This is a genomic window from Pseudomonas sp. AC112 (genome assembly GCF_979253545.1).
In genome coordinates this window covers 5,212,935-5,239,387 of sequence record NZ_CEEDCM010000001.1, presented here as the reverse complement: position 1 = coordinate 5,239,387, position 26,453 = coordinate 5,212,935, and the positions used below count along the sequence as shown (strand labels likewise).

Below are 26,453 nucleotides of genomic sequence, written 5' to 3'. Positions count from 1 at the left end.
ATCGCCTGGCCGTGTGCCATCACGATGAACGCTCTGAAAAACCTGCGTGTGCGCTTACAATCCCGGTTCTGAACGCACACCAGGCAGACCCGGCAAGAAATGACGCTCGACCCTCCTACGATTTTGGCACTTACCGTTGCCCTGGCCGCCGCTGCCGCCCTGTACCTGGCCGTTGAATGGCGCAGTGTGCGCGAACCTTCGCTGCTGTACTGGAGCGCCGGCTTCGCCACCATCACGGTCGGCTCCACCCTCGCGCTGCTGCGCCTCAATGGCTTCTTGATGATTGGCATCTGGTTCGCCAATGGCTTGCTGGTGACTGCGCACTTTCTGTTTTTGCTCGGCGTGGCGCGGTTCACCCAGGTGCGCCTGTCGCCGCTGTGGCTGCTGATGCTGGTGGTCTGGCTGGGCATGTTGATGCTGCCGGCCGATCTGCCGTGGTCCAAAGCCATGCTGGGCGTGCAGTCGCTGCTGGTGGCACTGCCGACCTTGCGCGCCAGCTTCCTGCTACGGCCCCACGGCAAATCCTTGAGCATCGGCGCGGTGCAGTTGCGCTATGTACTGCTGATCCACGGGGCGTTCTATGTGGCCAAGGCGCTGTCGGTGCTGGTCCCCGGCACCTTGATCGACCTCGCCGCCTTCAAGGGCGAGATCATTCAGGTCTCCCTGGTGGAAGGCGCCATGGCGATCATGCTGATTGCATTGTCGATGACCGGCTCCGAACGCTACCGCCGCGAACAACAGATCGCCCGCCTTGCCGCCCGCGACCCGCTGACCGCGCTGTACAACCGCCGCGCCCTCGACCTGCGCGCACCGCGTCTGCTGGCCCAGGTCTCGCCGGCGCAACCGGGTGCGCTGCTGCTGATCGACATCGACAACTTCAAATCAGTCAACGACCTCCACGGCCATACCGCCGGCGACCGCTTGCTGATCGCCTTGAGCGAAATGATCCGCGGCGTGGTGCCCCAGGGTGCGCTGGCGGCACGCCTGGGCGGGGATGAATTCGTGATCCTGCTCAACCCGGCCTCCACCGAACAGATCGTCGAACTGGGCAGCAGCCTGCGCGACCAGTTTCACCAACTGGCCTCGCAAACCTTCAACACGCCGGCGCCGGTGACCCTGAGCATCGGCGCCAACCTGTTCGATCAACCGCCGCCAAGCCTGGCGGCGTTGATTGAGCAAGGCGATACCACGTTGTATGAGTCCAAGCGGGGTGGGCGGGACAGCATCCGCCTTGTCGACCGCACGGGTTCAAGTTCCTACGGCTGAAGGTCGTAACTGACCGCCACGCTACGCCCAGTCCTCACCGATTCCAACGCACAGTTCGCCCTGTAGATTCTGGTGACGATCTATCAGGCAGACCGAGTCGACGCCATCGCCGGCAAGCCAGCTCCTACAAAACCGCGTATCCACCACGTACCCACCGCGTACCCACGATGCGAAGCGAGCCGCTCTTGATCTTGATCTCGCTTTTGATCTTGATGCTAGGCGCCCCGTCAAACACGCTGGCCGGAATTCGACAGGGATTTGGGGGGTAAACCGGCAGGGATGCCGGTTTAGCCGCCCCGCGCCATGGATGGCGCGTGGCGGCGGCCCCCCAAATACCTGTCGGATTACGGGCACACCGAGCCTAGGCGAGGTGCCGAGTGTTGGGGCAAGAGCCTTTTGCTTACTTTTGGGCTTTTCAAAAGTGAGCCGCCGTAAGGGCGGAACCCATACCAGCCGTTACCCAAATAACGGATATGTACCCGATCAGATCCAACATCCAGGTCGGCTACCAGGCCGCCTTCGCGAGCAAGCCCGCTCCCACACCGATCTACGGTGCAGCACTCACACCAACCCACCCGCCACCAACCCACCCAACCCGAACAGACACACCGTACCCGCCGCATAGGCAAGCGTGCGCCAGGGCTGCCACCCGCCCAGATACAGCAGCGTATGCGCCACGCGCGCCAAGGTAAAACCACCGAACAGCCCGGCAGTCACCCCGCTGGGCGTGCCCAACACCACACACAACCCGCCCATCACAAAAAACAGCGGAATATTCTCCAGGTCATTCGCCCACGCCTTGCCCGCCCTCACCACCTGCGGCAGTTCCTCTGCCTGCGCCGCGCAGTTGAAGAACGCCGCATCCTCCCGGTTGGTAAACGCCCGCGCCCGTAGCCGAAAGCCTCCCTGATAACAGGAAATCGCAAACATCTTCAGGCACAGCAACAGCACGCACAGTGCGTAGACCTGCAGAAGCTCACTCATCTGGGCCACCCCGCACCACCAGATAAAGCAACGGCCCCACCGACACAAACACCGCCGTGAGCAAAAAATACGGCACCACTGACGCCACCGACCGACCGCGACGCTGCGTGTCCCGGTACATCCACACGCACCCCAGCACTGCCATCAGGTACAGGTCGATCACCACTTGCGCGGTGTCCGGCCGTGACAGCAGTTCCCGTCCAAAGGCCAGCAGCGACTGCTCAGCCGTGAGCATCGTCGCCAGGGTGTACAGCGAAAACCCGAGCAAACCAGCCAGGGCAATATAGGGTCTTTTCATGGTCGCGTCCTTGAGGTGATAAAGGCCCACGTTAGTGATAGGGTTCGGGCCCTCGCAATGACCTCGGAGGTCATGATCCCGCCATGGACACCCCTGCTACCGCCGGCGAACACCTGCGCCAACTGCGCAGGCACGCCAAGCTGAGCCAGCTCGACCTGGCCTTGATCACTGGCGTTTCCCAGCGTCACCTCAGTTGCATCGAAACCAGCCGGGCCAAGCCGAGCCCAGGGACCTTGCATAACCTGCTGACAGCACTGGAAGCACCGCTGGATCGCTGCAACCAAGTGTTCCTCGCCGCTGGATACGCGCCACGCTACAGCGCCACCCCGCTCGCCTCCCCCGCCATGGCCGCGATCCGCGAAGCAGTCAGCCATGTATTGCACGCCAACAATCCCGCCCCGGCCATCCTGTTGGGCAGCCAATGGGAAGTGCTGGCGGCGAATGCCAGCACCGGCGTGCTGTTCGCACTGGTGGGCATAGCGCCGGATGCCGCCGACGGCGTGAACCTGCTGACCACGCTGCTGCAGCCCGGTGGCCTGGGCGATCACTTGATCAATGCCGATGAGATCCGCACCCTGGCCTGGCAGCGCGCCACCCGTGAGGCGCTGGGCAATACCGGCTTGGCCACGCTGCTGGCGAGCTTGCCCACACCGGCCAGCACCGAACCGCCTGAACAGTTGCCGCCGCTGGTGCTGACGCGCATTCGCTCAAGCCATGGCGAGCTGAGTTTTCTGTCCACCTTCACCACCTTCGGCATGCCGCAGGATATCACCCTCACCTCCCTGCGGATCGAACATCTGATTCCCGCCGACGAGGCCACCTGGCAGGTGATGCGCGGCGCCTACGCGAGTTATGCGGCGCTGGTTTTGTGAAATATCTGTACGTAGACTTCCGCCATACCCCCCACTTGAAGGCGGCGAAAAAAACGTGATGCAAGTTACCGAAGTCTCCATTGCCCAGTTGCGCGCTGCGCTTGAATCCGGCCAGACCACGGCCGTTGAACTGGTCCAGGCCTACCTGGCGCGAATCGATGCCTACGACGGTCCGCAGACCGCCACCGCCTTGAACGCCGTCGTGGTGCGCAACCCCGAAGCCCTGAAGGAAGCCGAGGCGTCCGATGCACGCCGGGCCAAAGGCGAAACCCTGGGTCCCTTGGACGGCATTCCCTACACCGCCAAAGACAGCTACCTGGTCAAGGGCCTGACGGCGGCATCCGGCAGCCCGGCGTTTGCCAACCTGGTCGCCCAACGCGATGCATTCACCATCGAGCGCCTGCGCGGCGGTGGCGCCATCTGCCTGGGCAAGACCAATATGCCGCCGATGGCCAATGGCGGCATGCAGCGTGGCGTGTATGGCCGCGCGGAAAGCCCGTATAACGCCGATTACCTGACCGCGCCCTTTGCCTCCGGCTCGTCCAATGGTGCCGGCACCGCCACGGCAGCGAGCTTCGCAGCGTTTGGCCTGGCCGAAGAAACCTGGTCGAGCGGCCGTGGCCCGGCATCCAACAATGGCCTGTGCGCCTACACTCCGTCTCGCGGGGTAATTTCGGTGCGCGGCAACTGGCCGCTTACGCCGACCATGGACGTGGTGGTGCCTTACGCGCGCACCATGGCCGACCTGCTGGAAATCCTCGACGTGGTGGTGGCCGAAGACCCGGACACCCGTGGCGACCTGTGGCGCCTGCAGCCCTGGGTGCCGATCCCGAGCGTCGCCTCAGTGCGTCCTGCTGCCTACGCTGAACTGGCGGTGCCCGCCGCCTCCCTCGCTGGCAAGCGCTTTGGCGTGCCGCGCATGTACATCAATGCCGACCCCGACGCCGGCACCAGCGAAAAGCCGGGCATTGGCGGCCCGACCGGGCAGAAGATCAACACCCGCGCCAGCGTGATCGACCTGTGGGAAGACGCACGCCAAGCGTTGGTTGCGGCCGGTGCCGAAGTCATCGACGTGGACTTCCCGCTGGTGTCCAACTGCGAAGGCGACCGCCCTGGCGCGCCCACCGTGTTTACCCGTGGCCTGGTGTCCAAGGAATTCCTGCACGATGAACTGTGGGAGCTGTCGGCCTGGGCCTTTGATGACTTCCTGCGTGCCAACAATGACCCGGCCCTCAACCGCCTGGCGGATGTGGACGGCCCGAAAATCTTCCCCCACGACCCCGGCACCCTGCCCAACCGTGAGGACGACCTGGCTGCGGGCATGGACGAATACGTGCGCATGGCCGAACGCGGCATCACCCCGTGGAACGAGATCAGCACGGTCCCCGATGGCCTGCGCGGTTTGGAACAGACCCGCCGCATCGACCTGGAAGACTGGATGGACACGCTCGGTCTCGACGCCGTGTTGTTCCCGACCGTGGCTGACGTAGGCCCGGCGGATGCCGACGTGAATGAAGCGTCGGCTGACATCGCCTGGAGCAACGGCATCTGGGTGGCCAACGGCAACCTCGCCATCCGCCACCTGGGCGTACCGACCGTCACTGTGCCGATGGGCGTGATGGCGGATATTGGCATGCCGGTGGGCCTGACGTTTGCCGGACGGGCGTATGACGATTCGGCGTTGCTGCGGTTTGCGTCGGCGTACGAATCGACCGGCAGCAAGCGCCTGGTTCCGCCACGTACGCCGCCGCTGGCAGCAGGCTAAACGCGGTCAAACATGTGGGAGCGGGCTTGCTCGCGAATACGGTCCATCAGCCACAAATAGGCTGACTGATCCACCGCTTTCGCGAGCAAGCCCGCTCCCACACTTTCGCCTGTATTTCAAATCAGGCGATGTGGAGCACGGCAATCAACAGGATTACCGCATCGATGGCTCAGCCGTGCGCCACTGCAATCATGTCGATCTCCACCGCCGCCGATTTCGGCAACTGCATCACGCCAATCGACGTACGCGTGTGCACCCCGGCGGCGCCCAAAATCTCGTGCAGCAAGTCCGACGCGCCGTTGGCCACTTCACTCTGCTGATCAAAATCCTCGGCACTGCGCACATACACGGTAATGCGCAGGATTGCCTTGACCTGGTCCAGCGAACCCAAGGCCTGCTTGAGCAAACCCAGGCAGCGCAATGCACTGATACCGGCGGCGATTTGCGCCTGGGCCAAGGTCAAGGTGTCTCCGACCTTGCCCGGCAGCACGATGGCATCGCCGACCCGGGGAATCTGGCCACTGATGTACAGGTGGTTGGCGTCCCGGACCAGTGGCGTGTAGTTGCCACCGACTTTGAATTCATCCAGCTGATAGCCGAGACGTTGCTGGGCGGCCTGGTATTTTTCGTCGGGTGTCATGGGCGTGAATCCTCGTTTCGGCGTTGCCACTCATCCACCACGTCGCCCAGGGTCTTGGGCACTTCGTTGCGGATCCAGGCCATGAACGGCCGGTCGAACGTGAACCCTGGGCCGCAGTGTTCACGCATGAAGCGGCGGACGTTTTGAGTGCTTTTGTAGTGTGGGGTTACCGGAGTGGCGCGGGTGAGCGTGTCGCTGTGCCAGTCAAAATCCATTTTGTCTCTCGGGCAGTGTCAGGTTTCGGCAGTAGCATAGCGATGCGCTACTTGCACAGGAAGCGAGGCATGATTAGATCGTGGTGTTGAGACATCGTATAAGTTTGCATGTGCTCCATAACGCCTTAAAGCCTAATCTTTTCAAGATATTTCGAAATTTCACTTTCCTTCCCCACCCGAAATATTGCATGGTTGTACGACGACTGAAACTGTCGTGCCAGCCCCCAACAACAATAAGGAAACACCCATGCAAAACGTCAAAGTGCTGATCGGTTTTCTGTGCCTGTTCACCGGTTATGTCGCAGCAGCCCCTGCCCCTGCCGAAAAGGATGTGGCCCAAGCGGTCGACCAACTGACCCAAGCCATGCTTCACCTGGACCTCAAGCAGCTTCACGCGCTGACCGCGGACAAGCTCACCTACGGCCACTCCAGCGGCAAGGTGCAGAACAAAGATCAATTCATCGCTGACCTGGAAACCCACACCAGCGCGTTCAAGACCCTGGAAATGCAAAACCAGACCATCACCCTGCAAGGCGACACCGCCCTGGTGCGCAACCACTTCCACGCCCTGGCGGTGAACAGCGGTGTCGAAGTGCCGACGGATATCGACAACTTCCAGGTGTGGCAGAAGCAGAAAGGCAAGTGGCTGCTGATCGGTCGCCAGGCCTACAAGTACTGATGCCCGCAGGTGAGCCGCTGAACCCGGCTCACCACGCCACCACCTTGCGCACTTTCAGCAATGCCTCATGCAGCGCCGGCATGGTCACCGAGCCCAAGGCCAGGCGCAATGCATGCGGAACATGGGCCGAGACGGCAAACGGCTCGGCGGTGGACACGGAGATCCCGTCGCGCTGCAAGGTCATGGCGACCTGATCGGCTCGCGCGTCTTCCGCCAGCGGCAGCCACAAGAAATACGATGAAGGATGACTGCTGTAGGCCAGCCCTTTGAGCACCTGCGCGGCCAGGGCCTGGCGGGCCTGGGCATCTTCGCGCTTTTGCGCTTCCAACTGGGCGACGGTGCCGTCCTCGAGCCAGGCCACGGCCATGGCGCTCATCACACCGGGCACATTCCAGGTGGTGGCCATGATCGTTCGCTCCAAGGTTTTCACCCATTCCTTGGGCGCGGCGACAAACCCCACACGCAGGCCGGTCGCGACACTTTTCGACAGCCCACCCACATACACCGTGCGTTCCGGCGCCAAGGTCGCCACGGGCGGCGGTGCGTCTTCGGCCAGGAACGCATAGGCCGCGTCCTCAATGATCATCAGGTTGTGCTGGCGGGCGATGGCGGCGAGTTGCTCGCGTTGGTCCCTGACCATCACCCAGCCGAGGGGATTGTGCAGGGTCGGCATGCTGTACACCGCACGCACCGGACGTCGGCGACACAGAGTTTGCAAAGCATCCAAATCCGGCCCTGCGGGCGTCACCGGGATCGCGACAATTTCCAGGTGCAGGGTCTCGGCGAGCACCTTGAAGCCCGAGTAGGTCAACGCATCCACCGCGATCACATCCCCGGGCTTGAGCAACGCCATCATCGTCACCGCCAAGCCATGCTGGGCACCGCTGACCAGCAGCACCTGGTCGGCCTCCACGCTCAATCCTCGGCTGAGCAAATGCCGTGCGAATGCAGCACGTTCATGCTGGCGCCCGGCGTGGGGCTGGTAACGCAGCAGGGCTTCGAGGTCGCCGGACAACGCCAACTGGCGTAACGCCGTGCGCAGCAGGTCGGCCTGGCCCGGCAACGAGGGGTAATTGAAGTTGAGGTCGAGCATCCCCGCCGCCACCGTCATCTGCCCACTGCCCTGCCCCGGTGGCAGCGAGATTTCGCGCACAAAGGTGCCACGCCCGGTCTCACCACTGACCAGCCCCATGGCCTCCAATTCGGTATAGACCCGACTGGCGGTGACCAGCGCCAGGCCCTGCTCGGCAGCTAACTGGCGGTGAGTCGGCAAGCGCGTACCGGGCGGCATTTTTCCACTGCGGATGTCTGCGGCGAACCGGTCGACCAGGGACTTATAGCGGGCGCGAGGCATAGGGATGTATCCATGACAATTCTTTGATTGTCTTGATGCTCGCCCCTAGGATGGCTCGCATGCAACCCTCTCTTTCTTCGGGCACACCCTCATGGAACGTACCTCTCGCCTCAACACCCTGGACACGGGCACCCAAGGCTGGATCAACGGCTTTATCGGCGTGGTGATTTTCAGCGGCTCACTGCCGGCGACGCGCCTGGCAGTGATGGAATTCGACCCGGTGTTCCTGACTATGATCCGCGCCGCCATCGCGGCCGGTTTGGGCGGAGTGCTGCTGTGGCTGTTCAAGGAAAAACGCCCCGCACGCCCTCAGTGGATGTCGCTGGCGGTCGTCGCCCTTGGCGTGGTGATCGGCTTTCCGCTGCTCACTGCCCTGGCGCTGCAATACGTGACCTCGGCCCACTCCATCGTGTTTATCGGCTTGCTGCCACTGGCCACTGCGGTCTTTGGCGTGCTGCGCGGCGGCGAACACCCGCGCCCGGTGTTCTGGCTGTTCTCGGTTCTCGGCAGCGCGCTGGTGATGGGTTATGCCTTCGCCCAGGGCCTGAGCGCCGCGCCGGCCGGCGACGTACTGATGCTGCTGGCGGTATTGGCCTGCGGCCTGGGCTACGCCGAAGGCGCCAAGTTGTCGCGCAGCCTCGGCGGCTGGCAGGTGATCTGTTGGGCGCTGGTGGTGTCGCTGCCCGTGGTGCTGCCCTTGAGCCTGGTCCTGGCGCCGAGGACCTTCACCGGCATCAGCCTGCCGGCCTGGCTGAGCCTGGGCTATGTGTCGCTGTTCAGCATGCTCATCGGCTTCGTGTTCTGGTACCGCGGCCTGGCCCAGGGCGGCATCGCCGCCGTCGGTCAATTGCAGTTGCTGCAACCGTTTTTCGGCCTGGCACTGGCGGCGGGCCTGCTGCATGAACAGGTCAGCCTGGGCATGGTGTTGGTGACGGTGGCGGTGATCGGCTGCGTGGCCGGTGCAAAGAAGTTCGCGCGTTAACGCTGCGGCGCAACCATCTTGAACTTGATGTTGATGTCGTTGGACACCACGCTGTTGCCGGCCCACTCGCCCTCGCCAATCTTGAAGTCGCCGCGCTTGAGGATGAACTCACCGTCGAACACACCAATGCCACCTTGCTCCTTGAGCACCACGTCAACGTCCACCGGGCGCGTGGTGCCCTTGATGGTCAGGTGGCCGCTGATCATGTAGCGGTTGTCCCCCAGGGCCTTGACGCCGGTGGATTCGTACACGCCCACCGGGTAGGTCGCGGTATCGAACCAGGACGCGCGCTGCAGTTCGTCGTTGGCGTCCGGGCTGCCGGCGTCGATGCTGGCGAGCTGGATCTTGAGCAAAGCATGCCCGGCTTCCGGCTGCTGCGTGTCGAAGGTCAAGGTGCCCTCGAAGTCGCTGAAGGTGCCGTATACGCGCTGCCCCAATTGTTTGTAGGTAAAGCTGATCTGGCTGGCGGTGCGGTTGACGTCCTTGTACTCCGCCGCCTGGACGCTGGCGCCATAGGCAAGGATCAAGGCCAGTACGGCGACCGGGGACATTCGTCGTTTCATGTAGCGCTCCGCGAGAGGTAAGAACACAGGTACTGAGCTAACACGCCACACCAGGGATTTATTCCCATTCGGCGCCTGTCCTGCTAAACAGAGTAGTCGCACACGCATCTATAAGGACTCTGCATGCACGCCCCTTCACTCCAGGACATCACCGCGCCGGAAGGCATTTGCTACGGCTGCGGCGGCAGCAACCCCCACGGCTTGCATATCAAGAGCCGTTGGGACACGGACGGCATCCACCTCGTCGCCGAGCACTTGCCCGAAGCCCAATACAGCGGCTGGCCCGACCTGGTCTACGGTGGCCTGATCGCCATGTTGGTGGACTGCCATTCCAACTGGACCGCCATGGCCTACCACTACCGCGCCGAACAGCGCGAACCCGGCAGCCTGCCGCGCATCGACTGCGTCACCGGCAACCTGGGCATCAAATTCATCAAGCCGACGCCCATGGGCGTCACCCTCACCCTGCGCGCACGGGTCGAGGGCGATGTGGGGCGCAAGACCCGCGTGATTTGCGAGGTGTACGCCGGTGACGTGCTCACCGCAGTGGGTGATTCGATCTTCGTGCGTGTCGACACCGGCCAACTGGCCGCCGCCGCCCATGGCCGTGAGGGCTGATCCTGGTCTACATTGACTGCCACCGCTAATCGAGGACTGCACCGATGACTCGTCTCACCGCGAAAGACTTTGCCCCCGAACTGCTGGAACTCTATGACGGCTACGCCCACGGCAAGATCAACCGCCGCGAATTTCTCGACCGCGCGGCGCTGTTCACCTTTGGGGGCCTCACCGCCTCCGCCCTGCTGGCGGCGCTGAGCCCCAACTACGCGCTGGCCGAACAAGTGAAATTCACCGACCCGGACATCGTCGCCGACTACATCACCTACCCCTCGCCCACAGGCAACGGCACCGTGCGCGGCTACCTCGTGCGCCCGGCCAAGGCCACCGGTAAGTTGCCCGCAGTGGTGGTGGTTCACGAAAACCGCGGCCTCAACCCTTATATCGAAGACGTCGCCCGACGCCTGGCCAAGGCCGGCTTCATCGCCCTGGCGCCCGACGGCCTGACCTCGGTCGGCGGCTACCCCGGCAACGATGAAAAAGGCGTGGAACTGCAGCAGAAAGTCGACCCTACCAAGCTGATGAACGACTTCTTCGCCGCCATCGAATGGCTGATGCACCACGACAGCAGCACCGGCAAAGTCGGCATCACCGGCTTCTGCTACGGCGGTGGCGTGACCAATGCGGCAGCCGTGGCCTACCCGGAACTGGGCGCGGCGGTGTCGTTCTATGGGCGTCAGCCAGAGGCCAAGGATGTGGCGCGCATCAAGGCGCCGATCATGCTGCACTACGGTGAGCTGGACACGCGGATCAATGAAGGGTGGCCGGCGTACGAGAAGGCGTTGAAGGCAGCCGGTACGACCTATGAGGCGTATATCTACAAGGGCGCCAACCATGGTTTCCATAATGATTCGACGCCGCGTTATGACGAAGCGGCGGCGAATCTGGCGTGGGAGAGGACACTCGACTGGTTCCATAAATATTTGGCCTAGACACCCATTAAATGTGGGAGCTGGCTTGCCTGCTCCCACATTGGATCGACTTCGTTCTCGAGGTCAGTGTTCCAAGGCATAACGCCGGCAATGGTTGAGGTAGCCTTGCTCATGGCTCCCCACCAGTTGCACCACGCTGGTCCACAACCAGGACGGTGCATCCAGTTGCTTGGAACGGTTCTCCTGCAACACCGCCATCCAGTCCTTGCGCGTATCGCGGTCCATCTGCCGCGCATGGGCGATACCCACCACGCGCGCCAGGTAGCCGGCGGCGTGCATGGCGTCTGTCTCGCTCAACTCATCCAGCTCCAGTTTCATGTCCTGGGGCAGCAGTTCGCGGATAAAGAACCCGTGATCCAGAAAACGCGTCGCCACCATCCGCTCACCCAGGCCGGGTGACAACTGGCGCGCGCCTTCCACCACACGACGACCGTTGTCCCTGGGCATCTTCGCCCGTGCCGCACGGGGCGCAGCGGCGCCGACGGCTTCCTTGATATCGATCAGGCAATATTCCTGGTCGTCCTTGTCGCCCACGCCGAGCAAGACGGCATAGCGCAGCAGGCCGAGCGAACTGCAACCCTTGACCCAATAGGCCGAGTCCAGCAGTTCGACCTTGGCGTCCTTGGGCCGGCCCTTGAGCGAGGTGACCAACTGGTGGATTTCATCCGAGGCACACAGGGTTTCCAGCGCCGCTTTTTCGGCCCGTGACAACGACCAGAAATGCTTGCCCAGTGGGATGGTTGGCCGGGCGCTTTCGATGCGCTCGCGCGCCAGGTTTTTCCAGGTGCGCTCCACGGCGCTGCGCATGCCCGCCTTGACCTGGGACGGACGCGGCGGTACCTGGTCGGGCTTGTCTTTGAACGCCTGTTCGTAGCCCACCATCATTTCTTCGAGCATGCGTGCGGTGGTGACGCCGGGCAGGTCCGAGCCGCGCGCGGCGGTGGCCAGGGACAGGGCCAGACGTACAAGGTCGTGGGTAGGGTTGCCGATCACGGCCTGGTCGAGGTCGCGGATGTGCATATCGATGCGGCCCTTGGTGTCGCCGGTAGGCCCCAGGTTGCCGGCGTGGCAGTCGCCGCAGATCCAGATCGCCGGGCCGTGGGGCAAGCGGCGGCCGGTCTGGCTGTGTAGCCACTCGTAGAACTGCACGGTGCTGCCGCGTACGTAGGCGTGGGCAGAACGCGCCATCTTCAGGTTGCGCAATTGGGTCAGGTGGGGCATGCGGGCGGAGGGGCGCGGTGTTTTCATGGAATAACTCAGTGCAGGTGTTGCGGTAGAGCGCTGGCCTCCGGTAAATGTTTCATCATGTTTCAAAAAAACACATTTAGTCGTGCGTCGCCCGCTCCCGCAACCAGCCCTTGAATGCCAACATAGCCGAGGTCTCAGCCCGCGATTGCAGGCGGGTCAGCCAGTAGCCGCCGGTGGTAATGCCGACGTCGAACGGTTGGCGGATGATGTCGCTCTCCAGTTGCCGCGAGAACATCATCGCCGGTGCCAACGCGACGCCCATGCCTTGCAAGGCTGCCTCCATCATCGCCAACGATGAATCGAACACGATGCTGCGCGGCACCAGGGTATCGGCGGGCAACCCGGCGGCCTGGAACCACAGGCTCCACTCATCGGCGCGGTAGGAGCGCAGCAAAGTATGCTTCAACAGGTCGGCGGGTGCCTGCAGTTGCTCGGCTAGTTGTGGCACGCAGAGCACCGTCAGCGGCGCCTCCAGCAGTTCGCAGGCGTCCGTGCCGTGCCAGGCACCTGCGCCAAAGCGAATCGCATAGTCCAGGCCCTCGGCGGCAACGTCGACGCGGTTGTTGTGGGTGGACAGGCGCAGGTCGATAAAGGGGTAACGGCGTTGGAAGTCCGTCAGACGCGGCAGCAACCAGCCGACCGCGAAGGTGCCGACAGCCCCCACGGTGAGAACCTCGCGGTAGTGCCCCCCCTCGAACTGGCCGAGCGTATGGGCGATGCGGTCGAAGGACTCACGCAACACCGGCAATAAGGTTTCCCCTTCGCGCGTCAGCATGAGGCCCCGTGGCAGGCGCTTGAATAATGTGACATTAAGTTGCGCCTCCAGGCTTTTCACCTGGTGGCTGACCGCCGCCTGGGTCACGCACAACTCGATGGCCGCCCGGGTAAAGCTCAGGTGGCGGGCGGAAGCCTCGAACGCGCGCAAGGCATTGAGGGGCAAATGGGAACGCAGCATGCTATACCCTAGATTTTCTAATGGCTGGTGCAAGATATGATCGTTTGATCGCGGCCAGCAAACTGCCTACATTTGCCCCGCCTGCGCAGGCTATCTATTTAATCGATCACCTCATGGAAGCGACATCATGCCCCAACTTTCTCTGTTTGGAGTGCGTAATTTAACCGCCCTGGCCGTATTGCTAGCGGCCGGCAACTGCCTGGCGGCCACCGACCTACAAGCCGTGGTAGACGCCAGCGTAAAACCGTTGATGCACCAACAGGCGATTCCGGGCCTGGCGGTCGCCGTGGTCCAGAACGGCAAGGTGCAATACTTTAACTACGGCACGGCTTCAAAAGAAACCCAGCAACCGGTCAGCGAAAACACCCTGTTCGAGATCGGCTCGGTGAGCAAAACCTTCACCGCCACCCTCGGCGGCTATGCCCAAGCGACCGGCAAGCTCAAGCTGTCGGATACCGCCAGCCAGCACCTGCCCGCGTTGGCCGGCAGCGCTTTCGACAAGATCAGCCTGGTGCAACTGGCGACCTACACCCCTGGCGGCCTGCCCCTGCAGTTCCCGGACGCGGCCGACAGCCCTGAGACCATGCTCGGCTACTTCCAGCATTGGAAACCGGTCTACGCGCCAGGGACGCAACGCCTGTATTCCAACCCGAGCATCGGGCTGTTCGGCTATCTGTCGGCGCAAAGCCTTGGCCAACCGTTCAACGTGGCCATGGAGAAAACCCTGCTGCCCAAGCTGGGCTTGACCAATACCCACGTCAGCGTGCCCGCCGACAAGTCCGACCTGTATGCCCAGGGCTATGACAAGAACCTGAAGCCCATACGCGTCAGCCCCGGCGCACTCGACAGCGAAGCCTATGGCATCAAGACCAGCGCCCAGGACATGGCCCACTACGTGATGGTGAACATGCACCCGCAAACCCTGGAAAAGCCGCTGCAGCAGGCGATTGCCACCACCCACGCGGGTTACTACACCGTGAACGGCATGACCCAAGGCCTGGGTTGGGAACGCTACCCTTACCCGATCAAACTGCAAGCCCTGCTGGAGGGCAACTCCACGCCAATGGCAATGGAGCCGCACAAGGTCACTTGGCTGACACCGGCACAGCCGCAACCGGCGAACGTGCTGTACAACAAAACCGGCTCAACCGGCGGTTTTGGCGCGTACGTGGTGTATGTGCCGAGCAAGGACATGGGCGTAGTGATGTTGGCGAACAAGAATTACCCGAATGCTGAACGGGTCAAGGTGGCGCATGCGATCTTGAGTGCGATGGATCACTAGCGGCAAGCCTGTTCCCGACCGTCGCGGACACACGTGGCCGCGACGGCGTTAAGCGAGCACGCGCTTGTAGTAATTGTCATCCGGGCCAGGCTGGAAATGCAGGGAACTTAAAAACTCCTCCAGCATTTTGATATTGACCGCACCCTTGCACTGCCTCACAGCCTCTAAGTAACTGAGAAGCTGTGCATAGGTTGCCTCCATCAGCGCCAGGGCGGCGTCAAATACACCGGCCTCACCGAAGTCCTGAATAATTTGTCTTTTCTGATCCGCCGTTAACGCGCCCTTCACCAATGGCCTGTTAGCCAAGATCATTAGAAACGACTTTGGGCCACCTTCCAGATCCATTGCAAAGCCTTTCTTCTCAAAATGAGGGATATGATTAATGTCGCAGTAATCATTGACGTAGCGATAATAGACACCCAAGAGGTTCATCATCGACTTAAGTATGCTATAGGTGTCAACATCCTGCGCCCTTAAACACTGACACGCGTTTAATAAAAACATGAAAAAACAACCCGTGTTGGCTTGAGCAATGCACCCATACTCTTCCAGGGAGGGCAACGCTTCACCTGCACTTAGTTGAGCATCCAAGTACTGACCCACATGCAGGCACTCAAGACTCTCTATGCCAGCGCGAACAATATTCATATCATTTAGCTCAGCGAGCATTCTCAGCCCGTCCAAGTAACCGTACATTCCTGAGACCAGCGCAACTTCTGAGCCATATTGCTTCCACACCGTTGGAATGCCTCGGCGCAAACTGTCCCCGTCGAGCAGGTCGTCATGAATCAATGAAGACAGGTTCATTCGCTCTATGGCAGCGCACAGCACGTGGGTTTGTGCGCAAGGCACGCCGTACAGCGCGCAGAGCGCCCACGCAAGCTCCGTTCGCACGAGCTTTCCAGGTGTGCGTTCTTGATACAAGAAAGGCTCAGCCCACTGGGTTTCGGCACTCAAGTACCAAGCATTTTCAAATGACAAGCAGGAATTGACCATCTTCACGGCCTCGGTGGCTGACGGGTATGAGAACGTCCATTCTCACTTTTTACACAGTGTTTTCTTCACGCGTAAAAGACCATCAACACAACACAGGCCACTGCTTTGCGTGGGCAACATTGCTACTCACTCAACGCTAGCAATGTTATGAGCACACCAACAAACTTTAACGAAATTAAAACTCCCGATATAAAAAACAAAAGGCATAAACCCTTCGCTGCAAATCCCTATAAAAAATATGCCTGCCGCCCCATTCAGCACTATAAGTTATCTTACAGCCCTGCCCGATGACTGAATAATGGAAGATCTACTCATACTCGTTGACCTTAACAATCAGCAGATAGGCACTGCCGGAAAACTGCGCGCGCACCAAAAAGGCTTGCTGCACCGTGCGTTCTCGATCTTCTTGTTCGACCGGGAGGCTCGCGTACTCCTTCAACAAAGAGCGGACGGCAAGTACCACTCCCCTGGACTGTGGAGTAATACCTGCTGCGGGCATCCACGACTGGGCGAGAAGACGGTAGATGCGGCAAAACGTCGACTGATGGAAGAGATGGGGCTGGCTTGTGAATTGGCCGAGCGCTTTACATTCACCTACCAAGCACAGGTGTCGCAAGCGCTGATGGAGTACGAATACGATCATGTCTTCGTGGGTATCAGTGACGCAACGCCCAATCCTGCCCCTGATGAAGCCAAGGCCTGGCGTTGGGTACACCCTCTCGACTTGCAGGATGAGCTGGAGAACGCACCCGATACCTTCACCATTTGGTTTCGCACAATGATCGAGCGTTACGGGTTAAATGAGATAGCCAAGTGGGCAGGTTCATCGGAACACGCGCCCTCACCCTCATTAACGCATAGCATCCCGCCGTCGGTTGATCCCTTCCATTTACCCCGCTGGCTTGAAACAGCTACGTACCCCCTGAGCCCCTTTACGGATCAGGTCCAACAGCACACTCGTCAATGGCTCAAGTCCATGGGGTTGGAAGACAGCCCCGAAACCACCCGCCGATTGGACATATACGTTCCCGGCAAATATGCCGGTTACATGTGGAGTGCTGCTCCCCTTGAGATACTGATCATTCTTTCTGACCTTTTGGGGTGGTTCTGCTGCCAGGACAACCTTGCCGACGAAGACTGCAATAATCCTGAAGGCCTTGAACGCTTGATTCGTGGCGTTTACACCACTGCCTTCACACGCGACACCACCAACCGAGAGCCCTTGGCGCGTGCGCTGGCAGATATCATCCGGCGCGCGTCACGCCTGATGCCGCCACTCTGGAAACAGCGCGTTGGCGAGCAATACTCAACGTACCTGATGCCCTCTACTACCGCGTTGATGCACCGCATCAACCACACACAGCCGGGTGTGGAAGGTTATGAAACGCTCTGGCAAAACGGCGGCGGTTTTCAAGTCTGTCTCGAGTTCATCTACCTGGTGCAAAACATCCAATTATCGTCGTCGCTTTACTACAGCCAACCCTGGCAGGAACTGCGCAGCCTGACTTTGAACTTGCTGAAGGCCGTTAACGACTTGCTGTCGTTTCGGATCATGGAAAACCCTGATGAAGACATCTACAACCTGCTCACTCACCTGAGGCACACCCAAGGCCTTAGCGCGGGGCAAGCCGCGAGCCAAGTGTCGCAACGTATTGACCAGTGGGCCACACATTTCGCACGGGCTCAGGCCGCGCTGCCCGAGCGCCTGGCAGCGTTGGGCTATGAAGAACGGGCTCAGGAGCAAGCGATGATCTGCGCCCAAGCCATGCATGATCTATGGCGCGGCAACATCGCCTGGCACCTGGCAGTGCCGCGCTATCGAGAAATACGCTTCAAGGGCGAGTAATCAGCGCTGCCTTTACATCCCCAACCAGTGCGGCAACGCCAGCGAGATAAACGGCAAGTAAGTCACCATAATCAGGAACACCAGCAGGATCATCAGCCACGGCAACGCCGCGCGGATGGTCTGCCCCAGCGTCAAACCGGTCACCGCCGAGGTCACGAACAGGTTCAACCCCACCGGCGGGTGCACCAGGCCGATTTCCATATTGACCACCATCACAATCCCCAAGTGAATCGGGTCAATGCCCAACTTCATCGCGATCGGGAAGAAGATCGGTGCCAGGATCAACACGATGGCTGACGGCTCCATAAAGCTGCCCGCCACCAGCAACACGATGTTGACCATGATCAAAAAGCCAATCGGCGTGAGGCCTTCGGAGATCACCCAGGCGGTGATTTCCTGCGGGATCTGTTCAGTCGTCAGCACGTGGGCAAACAGCATGGCGTTGGCGATGATAAACATCAGCATGATCGCCAGGCGCCCGGACTCCAGCAGCACCTTGGGGCAATCGCGCAGCTTCATGTCCTTGTAGACGAACAACGCGACAAACGCCGAGTACACCGCCGCCACCGCTGCCGCTTCGGTCGGGGTGAACATGCCGCTGTAGATCCCGCCGAGGATGATCACCAGCAACAACAGGCCCCAGAAGGCACGGCGTGCGCAGGTCAGCCACTCGCGGAAGGTCGCCCGTGGCTGGGCCGGCAGCTTCTTGATGCGCGCAACGATGTAGATCGCGATCATCAACATCAGCCCCAGCAGCAAGCCCGGAATTACGCCGGCCATGAACAGCTTGCCCACCGACGTTTCCGTCGCGGCCGAGTACACCACCATCACAATCGACGGCGGAATCAGGATGCCCAGCGTGCCCGCGTTACAGATGATTCCGGCGCCGAATTCCTTCGGGTAACCGGAACGCACCATGCCCGCCACGGCAATCGAGCCCACCGCCGCCACCGTCGCCGGTGACGACCCCGACAGCGCCGCAAACAGCATGCACGCCAGCACCGCGGCAATCGCCAGGCCACCGCGAATATGCCCGACACAGGCGTTGGCGAAGTCGATCAGGCGTTGCGCCACGCCACCGGTGGTCATGAACGCGCCGGACAGCAGGAAGAACGGAATCGCCAAAAAGGTGTAGGCGTCGGAGGTCTCGAACAGCTTGATCGCCAGGGAGCTCACCGAGTCCTGGCTGAACATCAGGATCGACACCGCACCGGACAGGCCCAGGGAAATCGCGATGGGCACGCCCAGGAACATGAACACGAATAACAGCAAAAACAGACAGAGCACGGCCATCAGTGACGCTCCTCATGGCTGCCGGCCAACTTGCTGGCCTCACCGGCCTCGTCGGCCAGCCCCAACCCGACCTGACGGTGGGTAAAGATGCGGTAGAAAATTTCCAGGTAACGGATAAACACCATGGCGAAACCGATGGGCACGATGATCACGATATCGCCCACATCAACGCCGTACTGGTCGAGGTCTTCGGCGCCGATGTGCGCGCCCATCACCGCACTCACCCACTTGTAGCTGGCGACCATGAACAGCCCGGCGTAGGCCAGGCAGCACAGGCACGCGAGCATGCCGAGCACGCGCTGCACCGGGCGCTTGGTCAGCTTGACCAGTGCGTCCACGCCAAGGTGGCCGGCGGTGCGCACACCGTAGGAAATACCGAAGAAAATCAGCCAACCGAACATGGCCTTGGTCAGCGCCACGCTCCAGGTCATGTCCTGGGCCCAGGTCATGGTGTGGTCGCCCAGGGCATTGAAGAAATTGCTGCTCAAGGCCCACTTGTCGGCCAGGGAAAAGAACAGTGTGTAGATGTTGTTGAGCATGACGTAGACGAATGTCACCAGGGTCATGGCGGCCAGCAGGAAGGCGATAAAACCTTCCTCCAGGTGCTCCCAGACGCGCCTTAGCGTTTGCATGGCAAAACCTCGCGAAACTGGACGGGGGTATTCACAACAAGTCACTGACGAAACCGGATCAATGTGGGAGCTGGCTTGCCTGCGATGCGGGCAACTCGGTCTTTCAGGAACACCGAGGTGGTGCCATCGCGGGCAAGCCCGCTCCCACAGGCGTCGGGTTTGTTTCAGCAATCAATTACTGATTGGAGGCGTCTGCCGCCTTGATCAGGTCAGCGCCGATCTCACCCTCGAACTTCTGCCACACCGGGCGCATGGCTTCGCGCCACAGCTGGCGTTGCTCCGGGGTCAGTTCGATGATTTCGCTGGTCTTGGCGTCGACGATCTTCTGCTTGGCCGACTGGTTCAGCGCCTCGGCCTGTTTGTTCACCTCGACGGTGACCTCGACCATGATCTGGTCCAGAGTGGTGCGGATATCCGGCGGCAGGCCGTTCCAGAACTTGGCGTTGGTGATCACCATGTAGTCGATCAGGCCATGGTTGGACTCGGTGAAGTACTTCTGCACCTCGTTGACCTTCTGGCTTTCATAGTTCGACCAGGTGTTCTCGGTGCCGTTGACGGTGCCGGTCTGCAGACCTTGGTAGACCTCGGCAAAGCTCATCTTGCGCGGGTTGGCGCGGATCGCCTTGAACTGCTCTTCGAGCACGCTGGAAGCCTGCACGCGGAACTTCAGGCCACGGGCGTCCTTGGGCTCATGCAGCGCCTTGTTCGACGAGAGTTGCTTGAGGCCGTTGTGCCAATAGGCCAGGCCAAGGATGTTCTTGTCCTGCATCGACGTCAGCAGGTCTTTGCCCTGGGCGGCCTGGAAGCGGTCGACGGCGGCCAGGTCGTTGAACAGGAACGGCAGGTCATAGATCTGCACTTGCTTGGTGTACTGCTCGAACTTGGCCAGGGACGGCGCCAGCATCTGCACATCGCCCAGCAGTAGCGCTTCCATTTCCTTACCGTCGCCGAACAGCGACGAGTTCGGGTACACCTCGACCTTGACCTTGCCCGGCAGGCGCTCCTCGGCGAGCTTCTTGAACAGCAGCGCACCCTGGCCCTTGGGGGTGTTTTCGGCGACCACATGGGCGAACTTGATGACAATCGGGTCCGCCGCCTGGGCCAGGCCTGCGGCAAACAAGGTGGCGGCGCACAGCAGCGCCCGTGAAAACTTGAGCATGGGAAATCACCTTCTTATTGTTGTGTTGTAGGGCAAGGTGCCTGATGTCGCGCGTGTAGTGAATTTCGATTTTTTGATACCTGCGTTCGGTCTGGACGAACGCCACTCTGAGCTACAACAGCGATCCAATGTGGGAGCGGGCTTGCTCGCGAATGCGGAGCGTCAGTCAATTTATAGGTACCTGATAGACCGCATTCGCGAGCAAGCCCGCTCCCACATTTTTAATTCGGTTTCTCCAGCTAGATAGAGGCGGCCAACAGCCGTTGCGCGCGCAGCAACACCGGCGCATCCACCATCTGCCCATCGATCTGGTAGGCGCCTGCCCCATGGGCGCCGGCATCCACCACGCGTTGGGCCCAGGCCAGGTCCGCAGCGCTCGGCGCCAGCGCTTCATGGATCACCGCCACCTGCTTGGGATGGATGCACAGGGCCCCCGCAAAGCCCATTTCATAGGCATGCCGGATCGAACGGCGCAGGCCTTCGGGGTCGTCGATGGCCGGGTGTACGCCGTCCAAGGGTGCGACCAGGCCCGCCGCGCGGGAATGCACGATCAGCGCCAGGCGCGCCTGGTCCAGGGCGAACTGCGCGGCCGGGGAATTGCTGCTCAAGTTCAGGTCCAGGGCCAGGTCCAACCCTCCAAACGACAGGCGCTGCACCTGCGGCGCATGGGCGATTTCGGCCACGGCCAACAAGCCGCGCGCACTCTCGATGATCGGCCAGATGACTTTGCCGGTGGCGGCCACCACGGCGACCTGGGCCGCGCTTTCAACTTTCGGCAGCAACACGCCCGCCACGTTGGGATGGGCTTTACAGAACGCCACATCCTCGAAATGCTCGGCATGGTCCGGCGCATTGATGCGCACCCACACCTGGGCGTTGGGGTTGGCCGTCAGGAACGCCCCAAGGTTGTCCCGCGCCTGGCGCTTGAGCGGTTCTTCGACCGCGTCTTCAAAATCCACGATCACTGCGTCGGCACCACTGGCCAAGGCTTTGGAGAATCGCTCCGGTCGGCTACCGGGCACAAACAGCGCAGAGCGCACAAGAGGGTTTGGCATCACACAATTCCTTATTGTCACACCCGATGCAGGAGCTGGCTTGCCAGCGATGAGGCCCTTGAAATCAGTGCATGCTCAAGGCCGCCATCGCCGGCAAGCCGGTTCCTACAACGGGGTGCGGGGTCAGATAACGCCGCGGGTTTTCAGGTTCTCGATGGCTTCGGCGCTGAAGCCGAGCCGGTCGAGAATGGCTTGGCTGTGCTGCCCCAACGCGGGCACGGCGTCCATGCGCGGGGTAAACGCGGCATTGCGGGCCGGTGGCAGCAGTGACGGCAACGGCCCCGCCGGGCTATCGACTTCACGCCAGCTGTCGCGGGCCTTGAGTTGCGGGTGGTCCCACACGCCTTGCATATCGTTGACACGCGCACTGGCGATCTGCGCGTCTTCCAGGCGCTGGATCACCGCTTCGGCGTCAAGCTGGGCAAAGCTGTCGACGATGATCTGGCGCAGCACCTCGCGGTTGGCCGAGCGTTTGAAGTTGGCGGAGAAACGCTCATCCGTCGCCAATGCCGGTGTGAGCAGCACCTTGTCGCAGAATGCCGCCCACTCGCGCTCGTTTTGCAGGCCCAGCATCACCGTGCCGCCGTCGCCGGTGGGAAACGGCCCATAGGGATAAATCGTCGAATGCGCAGCCCCGGCGCGCGGTGGCTGGGGGGCGCCGTCGAACGCGTAGTACATCGGGTAGCCCATCCACTCCACCAGGCTTTCCAGCATGCTCACGTCGATGCGGCTGCCCTTGCCCGTCTTGCCACGCAACAGCAGCGCCGAGAGGATGCCGCTGTAGGCGTACATGCCCGCCGAGATGTCGGCGATGGAGCAACCGGCCTTGGCCATCTGGTCTTCGCCGGGGCCGCCGGTCACCGAGAGAAAACCGCCCTCGCTCTGGATCAGCAGGTCGTAGGCCTTCTTTTTCTCGTAGGGCCCGCCTTCGCCGTAACCGGAGATATCGCAGACGATCAGGCGCGGAAAGCGCGCATGCAAGGCCTCGAACGACAGGCCCATGCGGGCCGCGGCACCCGGCGCCAAGTTCTGCACCAGCACATCGGCGTCCGCCAGCAGCGTGTCAAGAATATCGCCCGCCGCGTCTTGCTTGAGGTCAAGCGTAAGGCTTTCCTTGGAGCGGTTGGTCCATACGAAATGCGAAGCCAGGCCGCGCACGCGCTCGTCGTAGCCACGGGCAAAGTCGCCGGCACCCGGGCGCTCGACCTTGATCACACGGGCGCCCAGGTCCGCCAACTGACGGGTGCAGAATGGCGCGGCAATCGCGTGTTCCAGGCTGACAACGGTGATGCCGTCCAACGGTCGTTGATGAGTCATGACAGTTCCTCAAAGCCAGCCGGCCATGGACGCGGCGTTGCGCAAGTCCCAGACCTTTTCGATCAATCCTTCGGCCTGGGCCGAGGTGCGTGCGCCGCTGAACCGGGTGAGGCGCTGGAATTTCTCCGCCAATTGTTCGCGGCTCAGGGTGTTGCCCGGATCCCCCTTCGGCTCGTCGATGGCGCCGTGCAGCGTGCGGCCATCGAGGGTGGTGACGGTGACGCGGCCGAGCCAGCGTTGTGGGTAGGCGCGGTCGACGTCGGGGTCGAGGGTCATGCTGACCTTGTCGCGAAAGCGCGAGACGGCCGGGTCGGTCAGTGCCCGCTGATGAAATTCCGTGAGTCCGGCCTTGCCATGCACAGCGATCAGGCCCAGCACCGTGCCCATGGAAAACTTGGCCTGGTGCACGCTGGTCGGTACGCTCACCCGCCCCAGCACATCGATGGCGCCCTGGTGCACGCGCGTTTCCACCTGGGCGATATCGGCGGCGGCAAGGCCTTCGCGCTGCATCAGATCCAACAACGCATCGGCGGCAGGATGGGTGTGGCGGCACGATGCGTGGAACTTGAACGAGGTTTCCAGCAGCGCCCAGCGGCTGCCGAGGTCGGCAGACAACCGGCTCGGCTCGGCATCACTGGACATGCCTGCCGCCAAGCCCTGGTCGCCTTCAAGGATATTGCGCGCGCCGGTCAGCCCATCCGCCGTCAGGTAAGCGGCGAGCAAACCGTCTGCTGCGGCCTTGGCCGTGTGCAGTTGCTTGGAGTCGGCGGCGTCGCGCAAGAACTCCCACAGCCCGGCGGCCTGGGTGCCGGCGCTGCCAAGCAGGTTGATGAACTGCTCTTCGTTGAAATCCAACAACTTGCCCACGGCCACTGCCGCCGCCAACGTGCCAACGGTCGCGGTGGTGTGAAAGATGCGGTAGTGGGAGCGGCCCATGAATTCGCCGATACGGATACCGGCCTCATAGCCGGCCACCGAGGCCAGCAGCAAATCGCGACCGGATCTGCCGAGGTCCTGAGCCGCCGCCAGCGCCGCGGGGAACACCACGGTCGCCGGGTGCAATACGGAGCTGTTGTGCAGATCATCCTGTTCCACCAGGTGGGACGAAGCGCCGTTGACCAGCGCGACAAAATACGCGCTGGTGCTGGCGCCATTGACGATCACCTGCGCTGGGCCGCTGCCCGGGCCCATCTTCTGTGCATAGCGCTCGAACAATGGAATCGGGTGCGCGCCTTGGCTCGCCAGCGCCGACGCCAGCCAATCCAGATACAGGTCTTCGGTGCGCGCCAGCACCTCTTCAGGCAGTTGCGTGTAGTTCAACTCGGCAAGGAACCGACACAAGGCTTGGGTATGGCTCATGGTCGCGCCCTCAGAAGCTGCGTGGCAGTTCGAGCAAATGCTCGGCCACGTAGGACAGGATCAGGTTGGTGGAGATCGGCGCCACTTGGTACAGGCGCGTCTCGCGGAATTTGCGCTCCACGTCATATTCACAGGCAAACCCGAAGCCGCCGTGGGTTTGCAGGCAGGCATTGGCCGCTTCCCAGGACGCCTTGGCCGCCAGGTACTTGGCCATATTCGCGCTCGCCCCGGCATTCTTGCCGCTGTCGTATTCCTCGCAGGCGCGCCAGCGCATCAGGTCCGCCGCTTCGATCTCGATATGCGCCTCGGCAATCGGGAACTGCACGCCCTGGTTCTGCCCGATGGGCCGGCCAAACACCACGCGGTCGCGGGCATAGGCGCTGGCCTTTTCAATGAACCAGCGACCGTCGCCGATGCATTCGGCGGCGATCAGCGTGCGTTCGGCGTTGAGGCCATCGAGGATGTATTTGAAGCCTTTGCCCTCCTCGCCGATCAGGCTGTCCAGCGGCAACTCCAGGTTGTCGAAGAACAGCTCGTTGGTCTCGTGGTTGACCATGTTGGCGATGGGCTGCACGGTGAGGCCGTTGCCGATGGCTTCGCGCAAGTCCACCAGGAAAATCGACATGCCTTCGGACTTTTTCTTCACCTCGGCCAGTGGCGTGGTGCGCGCCAGCAGGATCATCAGGTCGGAATGCTGCACCCGCGAGATCCAGACTTTCTGGCCGTTGATCACGTATTTGTCGCCACGCTTGATCGCGGTGGTCTTGATCTTGGTGGTGTCGGTACCGGTGGTGGGCTCGGTCACGCCCATGGACTGCAGGCGCAATTCGCCGCTGGCGAGCTTGGGCAGGTAGAAGCTTTTCTGCGCTTCGCTGCCATGGCGCAGCAAGGTGAACATGTTGTACATCTGGCCGTGCACGGTGCCGGAGTTGCCGCCGCAACGGTTCACTTCTTCGAGGATCACCGAGGCCTCGGCCAGGCCCAGGCCGGAGCCGCCGTACGCTTCGGGGATCATCGCCGACAGCCAGCCGGCGTCAGTCAGCGCCTTGACGAAGGCTTCGGGAAAGCCTTTCTCTTCATCGATCTTGCGCCAGTAGGCTGCATCGAATTCTGCGCACAAGGCGCGCACGCCTTCGCGGATGGCATTGAGTTCTTCATTGTCATTGGGGTTCATGTAACGGCTCTCCGCCTGTTGTTCTTGGATTATTCGAAATGCACGTGGGCTTGCTGCGCCAGGCCATCGGCGTTGCCGGCCCACAGCTGTGCCACACCGGCTTCGGTCACGCGGCCTCCCACGTCAAAGGGTTGCGGCGCAATCAACGGGCGCACGCCGCGGTAGGCAAAACGGCGCAGGGTGGCGTCGGGGTGGGCACGGCAAAATGCGCGCAGGCTCAGGGTGGCGATCAGCGGCCCGTGCACCACCAGGCCTGAATAGCCTTCGGTGCCGGTCACATAGGGGTAGTCGTAGTGAATGCGGTGACCGTTGAACGTCACGGCGCTGTAGCGAAACAGCAGGGTTGACGTGGGTTCGACCGTTTCTCGCCATTCGCCCGGCTCCAGCGCCTCACCACTGCCTGGCTTGGGCGGTGTGGGTTCGCGGTAGACGATGTCCTGTTCTTCACGGATCGCTAGGCGGCCCTCCTGGGAGTAGTCGTGGCGCACGGTGACGAACAGCAGCGAGCCGGTGCGCCCGGTCTTTTCTTCCACGTGGGTGATGGTCGACACGCGGGTTGCCACCTCTCCGGCACGCAGCGCATGAATGAACTCAATACGCCCGCCGGCCCACATGCGATTGCGGTTGTCGGCCGGCGGCAGGAAGCCGCCACGGGCCGGGTGACCGTCGGTGCCCAGGGCGGCTTCCGGCAGCGGGTCCTGGAAGAAACACCACTGCCACAGCGGCGGTATGGCCGCGCCATCCGCGGGCACGGCCTCGCCGAAGGTGGCGGCAATGCGTTTGAGCAGGTTATGGCTGAGGTGGTCGTGGGCGGTCTCGCTTTGGCCGATCCAATCGGTGGCGCTCATCGGGTGCAGGTCCTCGGGCAGTGAGTGTCTGCCCCGGATCATGCAAGCGCGTGCCCGTTCTGAGAATTTGCATTTCAATAATCCAGCGTTCGGTTATGCTGAACGCCGTGCTCTATTACAA

Annotated in this window: 26 protein-coding genes; 9 read left to right on the top strand and 17 right to left on the bottom strand. The window is 61.8% G+C overall.

Annotated features, from left to right (window positions below; all coding sequences use genetic code 11):
• Positions 1-99: 99 nt before the first annotated feature.
• Positions 100-1,266 (top strand): GGDEF domain-containing protein, encoded by a 1,167-nt coding sequence (locus tag AC0IYN_RS24365; protein ID WP_457247503.1) that lies wholly within the window; start codon positions 100-102, stop codon positions 1,264-1,266.
• A 561-nt stretch (positions 1,267-1,827) separates the two neighbouring features.
• Here the strand turns inward: AC0IYN_RS24365 and AC0IYN_RS24360 are convergent.
• Both AC0IYN_RS24360 and AC0IYN_RS24355 read right to left on the bottom strand, forming a co-directional pair.
• Entirely contained in the window at positions 1,828-2,250 is a 423-nt protein-coding gene (locus tag AC0IYN_RS24360) for an MAPEG family protein (protein WP_406599233.1), read from the bottom strand.
• On the bottom strand, positions 2,243-2,548 hold the full coding sequence (locus AC0IYN_RS24355) for a DUF2834 domain-containing protein (protein WP_471843629.1): 306 nt from the start codon (positions 2,546-2,548) through the stop codon (positions 2,243-2,245). Before AC0IYN_RS24355 ends, AC0IYN_RS24360 begins: the two co-directional genes overlap by 8 nt.
• An 83-nt stretch (positions 2,549-2,631) precedes the next feature.
• Between AC0IYN_RS24355 and AC0IYN_RS24350 the strand changes: the two genes are divergently transcribed.
• Both AC0IYN_RS24350 and AC0IYN_RS24345 read left to right on the top strand, forming a co-directional pair.
• Entirely contained in the window at positions 2,632-3,420 is a 789-nt protein-coding gene (locus AC0IYN_RS24350) for a helix-turn-helix domain-containing protein (RefSeq protein WP_406599235.1), read from the top strand.
• 55 nt (positions 3,421-3,475) lie between these two features.
• Positions 3,476-5,185: an amidase gene (locus AC0IYN_RS24345; RefSeq protein ID WP_471843626.1), complete on the top strand. Its 1,710-nt coding sequence runs from the start codon at positions 3,476-3,478 to the stop codon at positions 5,183-5,185.
• 169 nt (positions 5,186-5,354) lie between these two features.
• Here AC0IYN_RS24345 and AC0IYN_RS24340 read toward each other — a convergent pair whose 3' ends face one another.
• Both AC0IYN_RS24340 and AC0IYN_RS24335 read right to left on the bottom strand, forming a co-directional pair.
• Positions 5,355-5,825 carry a RidA family protein gene (locus AC0IYN_RS24340; RefSeq protein ID WP_078048700.1) on the bottom strand — a complete coding sequence of 157 codons (471 nt, stop codon included), beginning with the start codon at positions 5,823-5,825 and terminating at the stop codon, positions 5,355-5,357.
• Positions 5,822-6,040, bottom strand: coding sequence for a DUF6434 domain-containing protein (locus AC0IYN_RS24335; protein WP_406599237.1), 219 nt, complete (start codon positions 6,038-6,040; stop codon positions 5,822-5,824). The genes AC0IYN_RS24340 and AC0IYN_RS24335 overlap by 4 nt, the downstream gene beginning before the upstream one ends.
• A 247-nt stretch (positions 6,041-6,287) precedes the next feature.
• Here AC0IYN_RS24335 and AC0IYN_RS24330 point away from each other — a divergent pair, with 247 nt between their 5' ends.
• Positions 6,288-6,719 (top strand): nuclear transport factor 2 family protein, encoded by a 432-nt coding sequence (locus tag AC0IYN_RS24330; RefSeq protein ID WP_016979456.1) that lies wholly within the window; start codon positions 6,288-6,290, stop codon positions 6,717-6,719.
• A gap of 28 nt (positions 6,720-6,747) precedes the next feature.
• On the opposite strand, the gene AC0IYN_RS24325 is transcribed toward AC0IYN_RS24330, so the two are convergent.
• The gene (locus AC0IYN_RS24325; RefSeq protein ID WP_457248612.1) at positions 6,748-8,073 is read right to left on the bottom strand and encodes an aminotransferase-like domain-containing protein; all 1,326 of its coding nucleotides are present in this window, start codon (positions 8,071-8,073) and stop codon (positions 6,748-6,750) included.
• A 91-nt stretch (positions 8,074-8,164) separates the two neighbouring features.
• On the opposite strand from AC0IYN_RS24325, the gene AC0IYN_RS24320 reads away from it, so the two are divergent.
• Positions 8,165-9,055 (top strand): DMT family transporter, encoded by an 891-nt coding sequence (locus tag AC0IYN_RS24320; RefSeq protein ID WP_406599239.1) that lies wholly within the window; start codon positions 8,165-8,167, stop codon positions 9,053-9,055.
• Here the strand turns inward: AC0IYN_RS24320 and AC0IYN_RS24315 are convergent.
• On the bottom strand, positions 9,052-9,618 hold the full coding sequence (locus AC0IYN_RS24315; protein WP_406599240.1) for a YceI family protein: 567 nt from the start codon (positions 9,616-9,618) through the stop codon (positions 9,052-9,054). The genes AC0IYN_RS24320 and AC0IYN_RS24315 overlap by 4 nt on opposite strands.
• Positions 9,619-9,741: 123 nt before the next feature.
• Here AC0IYN_RS24315 and AC0IYN_RS24310 point away from each other — a divergent pair, with 123 nt between their 5' ends.
• Together AC0IYN_RS24310 and yghX are read left to right on the top strand one after the other, a co-directional pair.
• The gene (locus AC0IYN_RS24310) at positions 9,742-10,236 is read left to right on the top strand and encodes a PaaI family thioesterase (RefSeq protein WP_406599241.1); all 495 of its coding nucleotides are present in this window, start codon (positions 9,742-9,744) and stop codon (positions 10,234-10,236) included.
• 44 nt (positions 10,237-10,280) lie between these two features.
• Positions 10,281-11,168, top strand: coding sequence for a YghX family hydrolase (yghX, locus tag AC0IYN_RS24305; protein ID WP_406599242.1), 888 nt, complete (start codon positions 10,281-10,283; stop codon positions 11,166-11,168).
• A 63-nt stretch (positions 11,169-11,231) separates the two neighbouring features.
• Here the strand turns inward: yghX and AC0IYN_RS24300 are convergent, their stop codons facing one another.
• Both AC0IYN_RS24300 and AC0IYN_RS24295 read right to left on the bottom strand, forming a co-directional pair.
• Positions 11,232-12,416 carry a DUF2252 domain-containing protein gene (locus tag AC0IYN_RS24300; protein ID WP_406599243.1) on the bottom strand — a complete coding sequence of 395 codons (1,185 nt, stop codon included), beginning with the start codon at positions 12,414-12,416 and terminating at the stop codon, positions 11,232-11,234.
• Between the two features lie 76 nt (positions 12,417-12,492).
• Entirely contained in the window at positions 12,493-13,371 is an 879-nt protein-coding gene (locus AC0IYN_RS24295; protein ID WP_457240252.1) for a LysR family transcriptional regulator, read from the bottom strand.
• Positions 13,372-13,498: 127 nt separating this feature from the next.
• Between AC0IYN_RS24295 and ampC the strand changes: the two genes are divergently transcribed.
• Positions 13,499-14,653 (top strand): class C beta-lactamase, encoded by a 1,155-nt coding sequence (ampC, locus tag AC0IYN_RS24290; RefSeq protein WP_457240253.1) that lies wholly within the window; start codon positions 13,499-13,501, stop codon positions 14,651-14,653.
• 48 nt (positions 14,654-14,701) lie between these two features.
• On the opposite strand, the gene AC0IYN_RS24285 is transcribed toward ampC, so the two are convergent.
• On the bottom strand, positions 14,702-15,649 hold the full coding sequence (locus AC0IYN_RS24285) for a polyprenyl synthetase family protein (RefSeq protein ID WP_471843619.1): 948 nt from the start codon (positions 15,647-15,649) through the stop codon (positions 14,702-14,704).
• A 298-nt stretch (positions 15,650-15,947) separates the two neighbouring features.
• Between AC0IYN_RS24285 and idi the strand changes: the two genes are divergently transcribed.
• Entirely contained in the window at positions 15,948-17,495 is a 1,548-nt protein-coding gene (gene idi / locus AC0IYN_RS24280) for an isopentenyl-diphosphate Delta-isomerase (protein WP_406599247.1), read from the top strand.
• A gap of 12 nt (positions 17,496-17,507) precedes the next feature.
• On the opposite strand, the gene dctM is transcribed toward idi, so the two are convergent.
• The 8 genes from dctM to AC0IYN_RS24240 form a co-directional block, all read right to left on the bottom strand.
• Complete coding sequence (dctM, locus tag AC0IYN_RS24275) at positions 17,508-18,788, bottom strand: C4-dicarboxylate TRAP transporter large permease protein DctM (RefSeq protein WP_406599248.1); 1,281 nt, start codon at positions 18,786-18,788, stop codon at positions 17,508-17,510.
• Entirely contained in the window at positions 18,788-19,420 is a 633-nt protein-coding gene (locus tag AC0IYN_RS24270; protein ID WP_406599249.1) for a TRAP transporter small permease, read from the bottom strand. Before AC0IYN_RS24270 ends, dctM begins: the two co-directional genes overlap by 1 nt.
• 175 nt (positions 19,421-19,595) lie before the next feature.
• Positions 19,596-20,579 (bottom strand): TRAP transporter substrate-binding protein, encoded by a 984-nt coding sequence (locus AC0IYN_RS24265; protein ID WP_078048720.1) that lies wholly within the window; start codon positions 20,577-20,579, stop codon positions 19,596-19,598.
• A gap of 239 nt (positions 20,580-20,818) precedes the next feature.
• Positions 20,819-21,634 (bottom strand): HpcH/HpaI aldolase/citrate lyase family protein, encoded by an 816-nt coding sequence (locus AC0IYN_RS24260; protein WP_406599250.1) that lies wholly within the window; start codon positions 21,632-21,634, stop codon positions 20,819-20,821.
• Between the two features lie 123 nt (positions 21,635-21,757).
• The gene (locus tag AC0IYN_RS24255) at positions 21,758-22,951 is read right to left on the bottom strand and encodes a CaiB/BaiF CoA transferase family protein (protein ID WP_252992442.1); all 1,194 of its coding nucleotides are present in this window, start codon (positions 22,949-22,951) and stop codon (positions 21,758-21,760) included.
• 9 nt (positions 22,952-22,960) lie between these two features.
• Positions 22,961-24,310, bottom strand: a complete 1,350-nt coding sequence (locus tag AC0IYN_RS24250) for an MmgE/PrpD family protein (RefSeq protein WP_471843615.1) — start codon at positions 24,308-24,310, stop codon at positions 22,961-22,963.
• A gap of 10 nt (positions 24,311-24,320) precedes the next feature.
• A complete protein-coding gene (locus tag AC0IYN_RS24245) occupies positions 24,321-25,484 on the bottom strand; it encodes an acyl-CoA dehydrogenase family protein (protein ID WP_078048724.1) in 1,164 nt (387 codons plus the stop codon).
• Positions 25,485-25,513: 29 nt separating this feature from the next.
• Entirely contained in the window at positions 25,514-26,332 is an 819-nt protein-coding gene (locus tag AC0IYN_RS24240; RefSeq protein ID WP_471843613.1) for an HTD2 family dehydratase, read from the bottom strand.
• Positions 26,333-26,453: the final 121 nt, after the last annotated feature.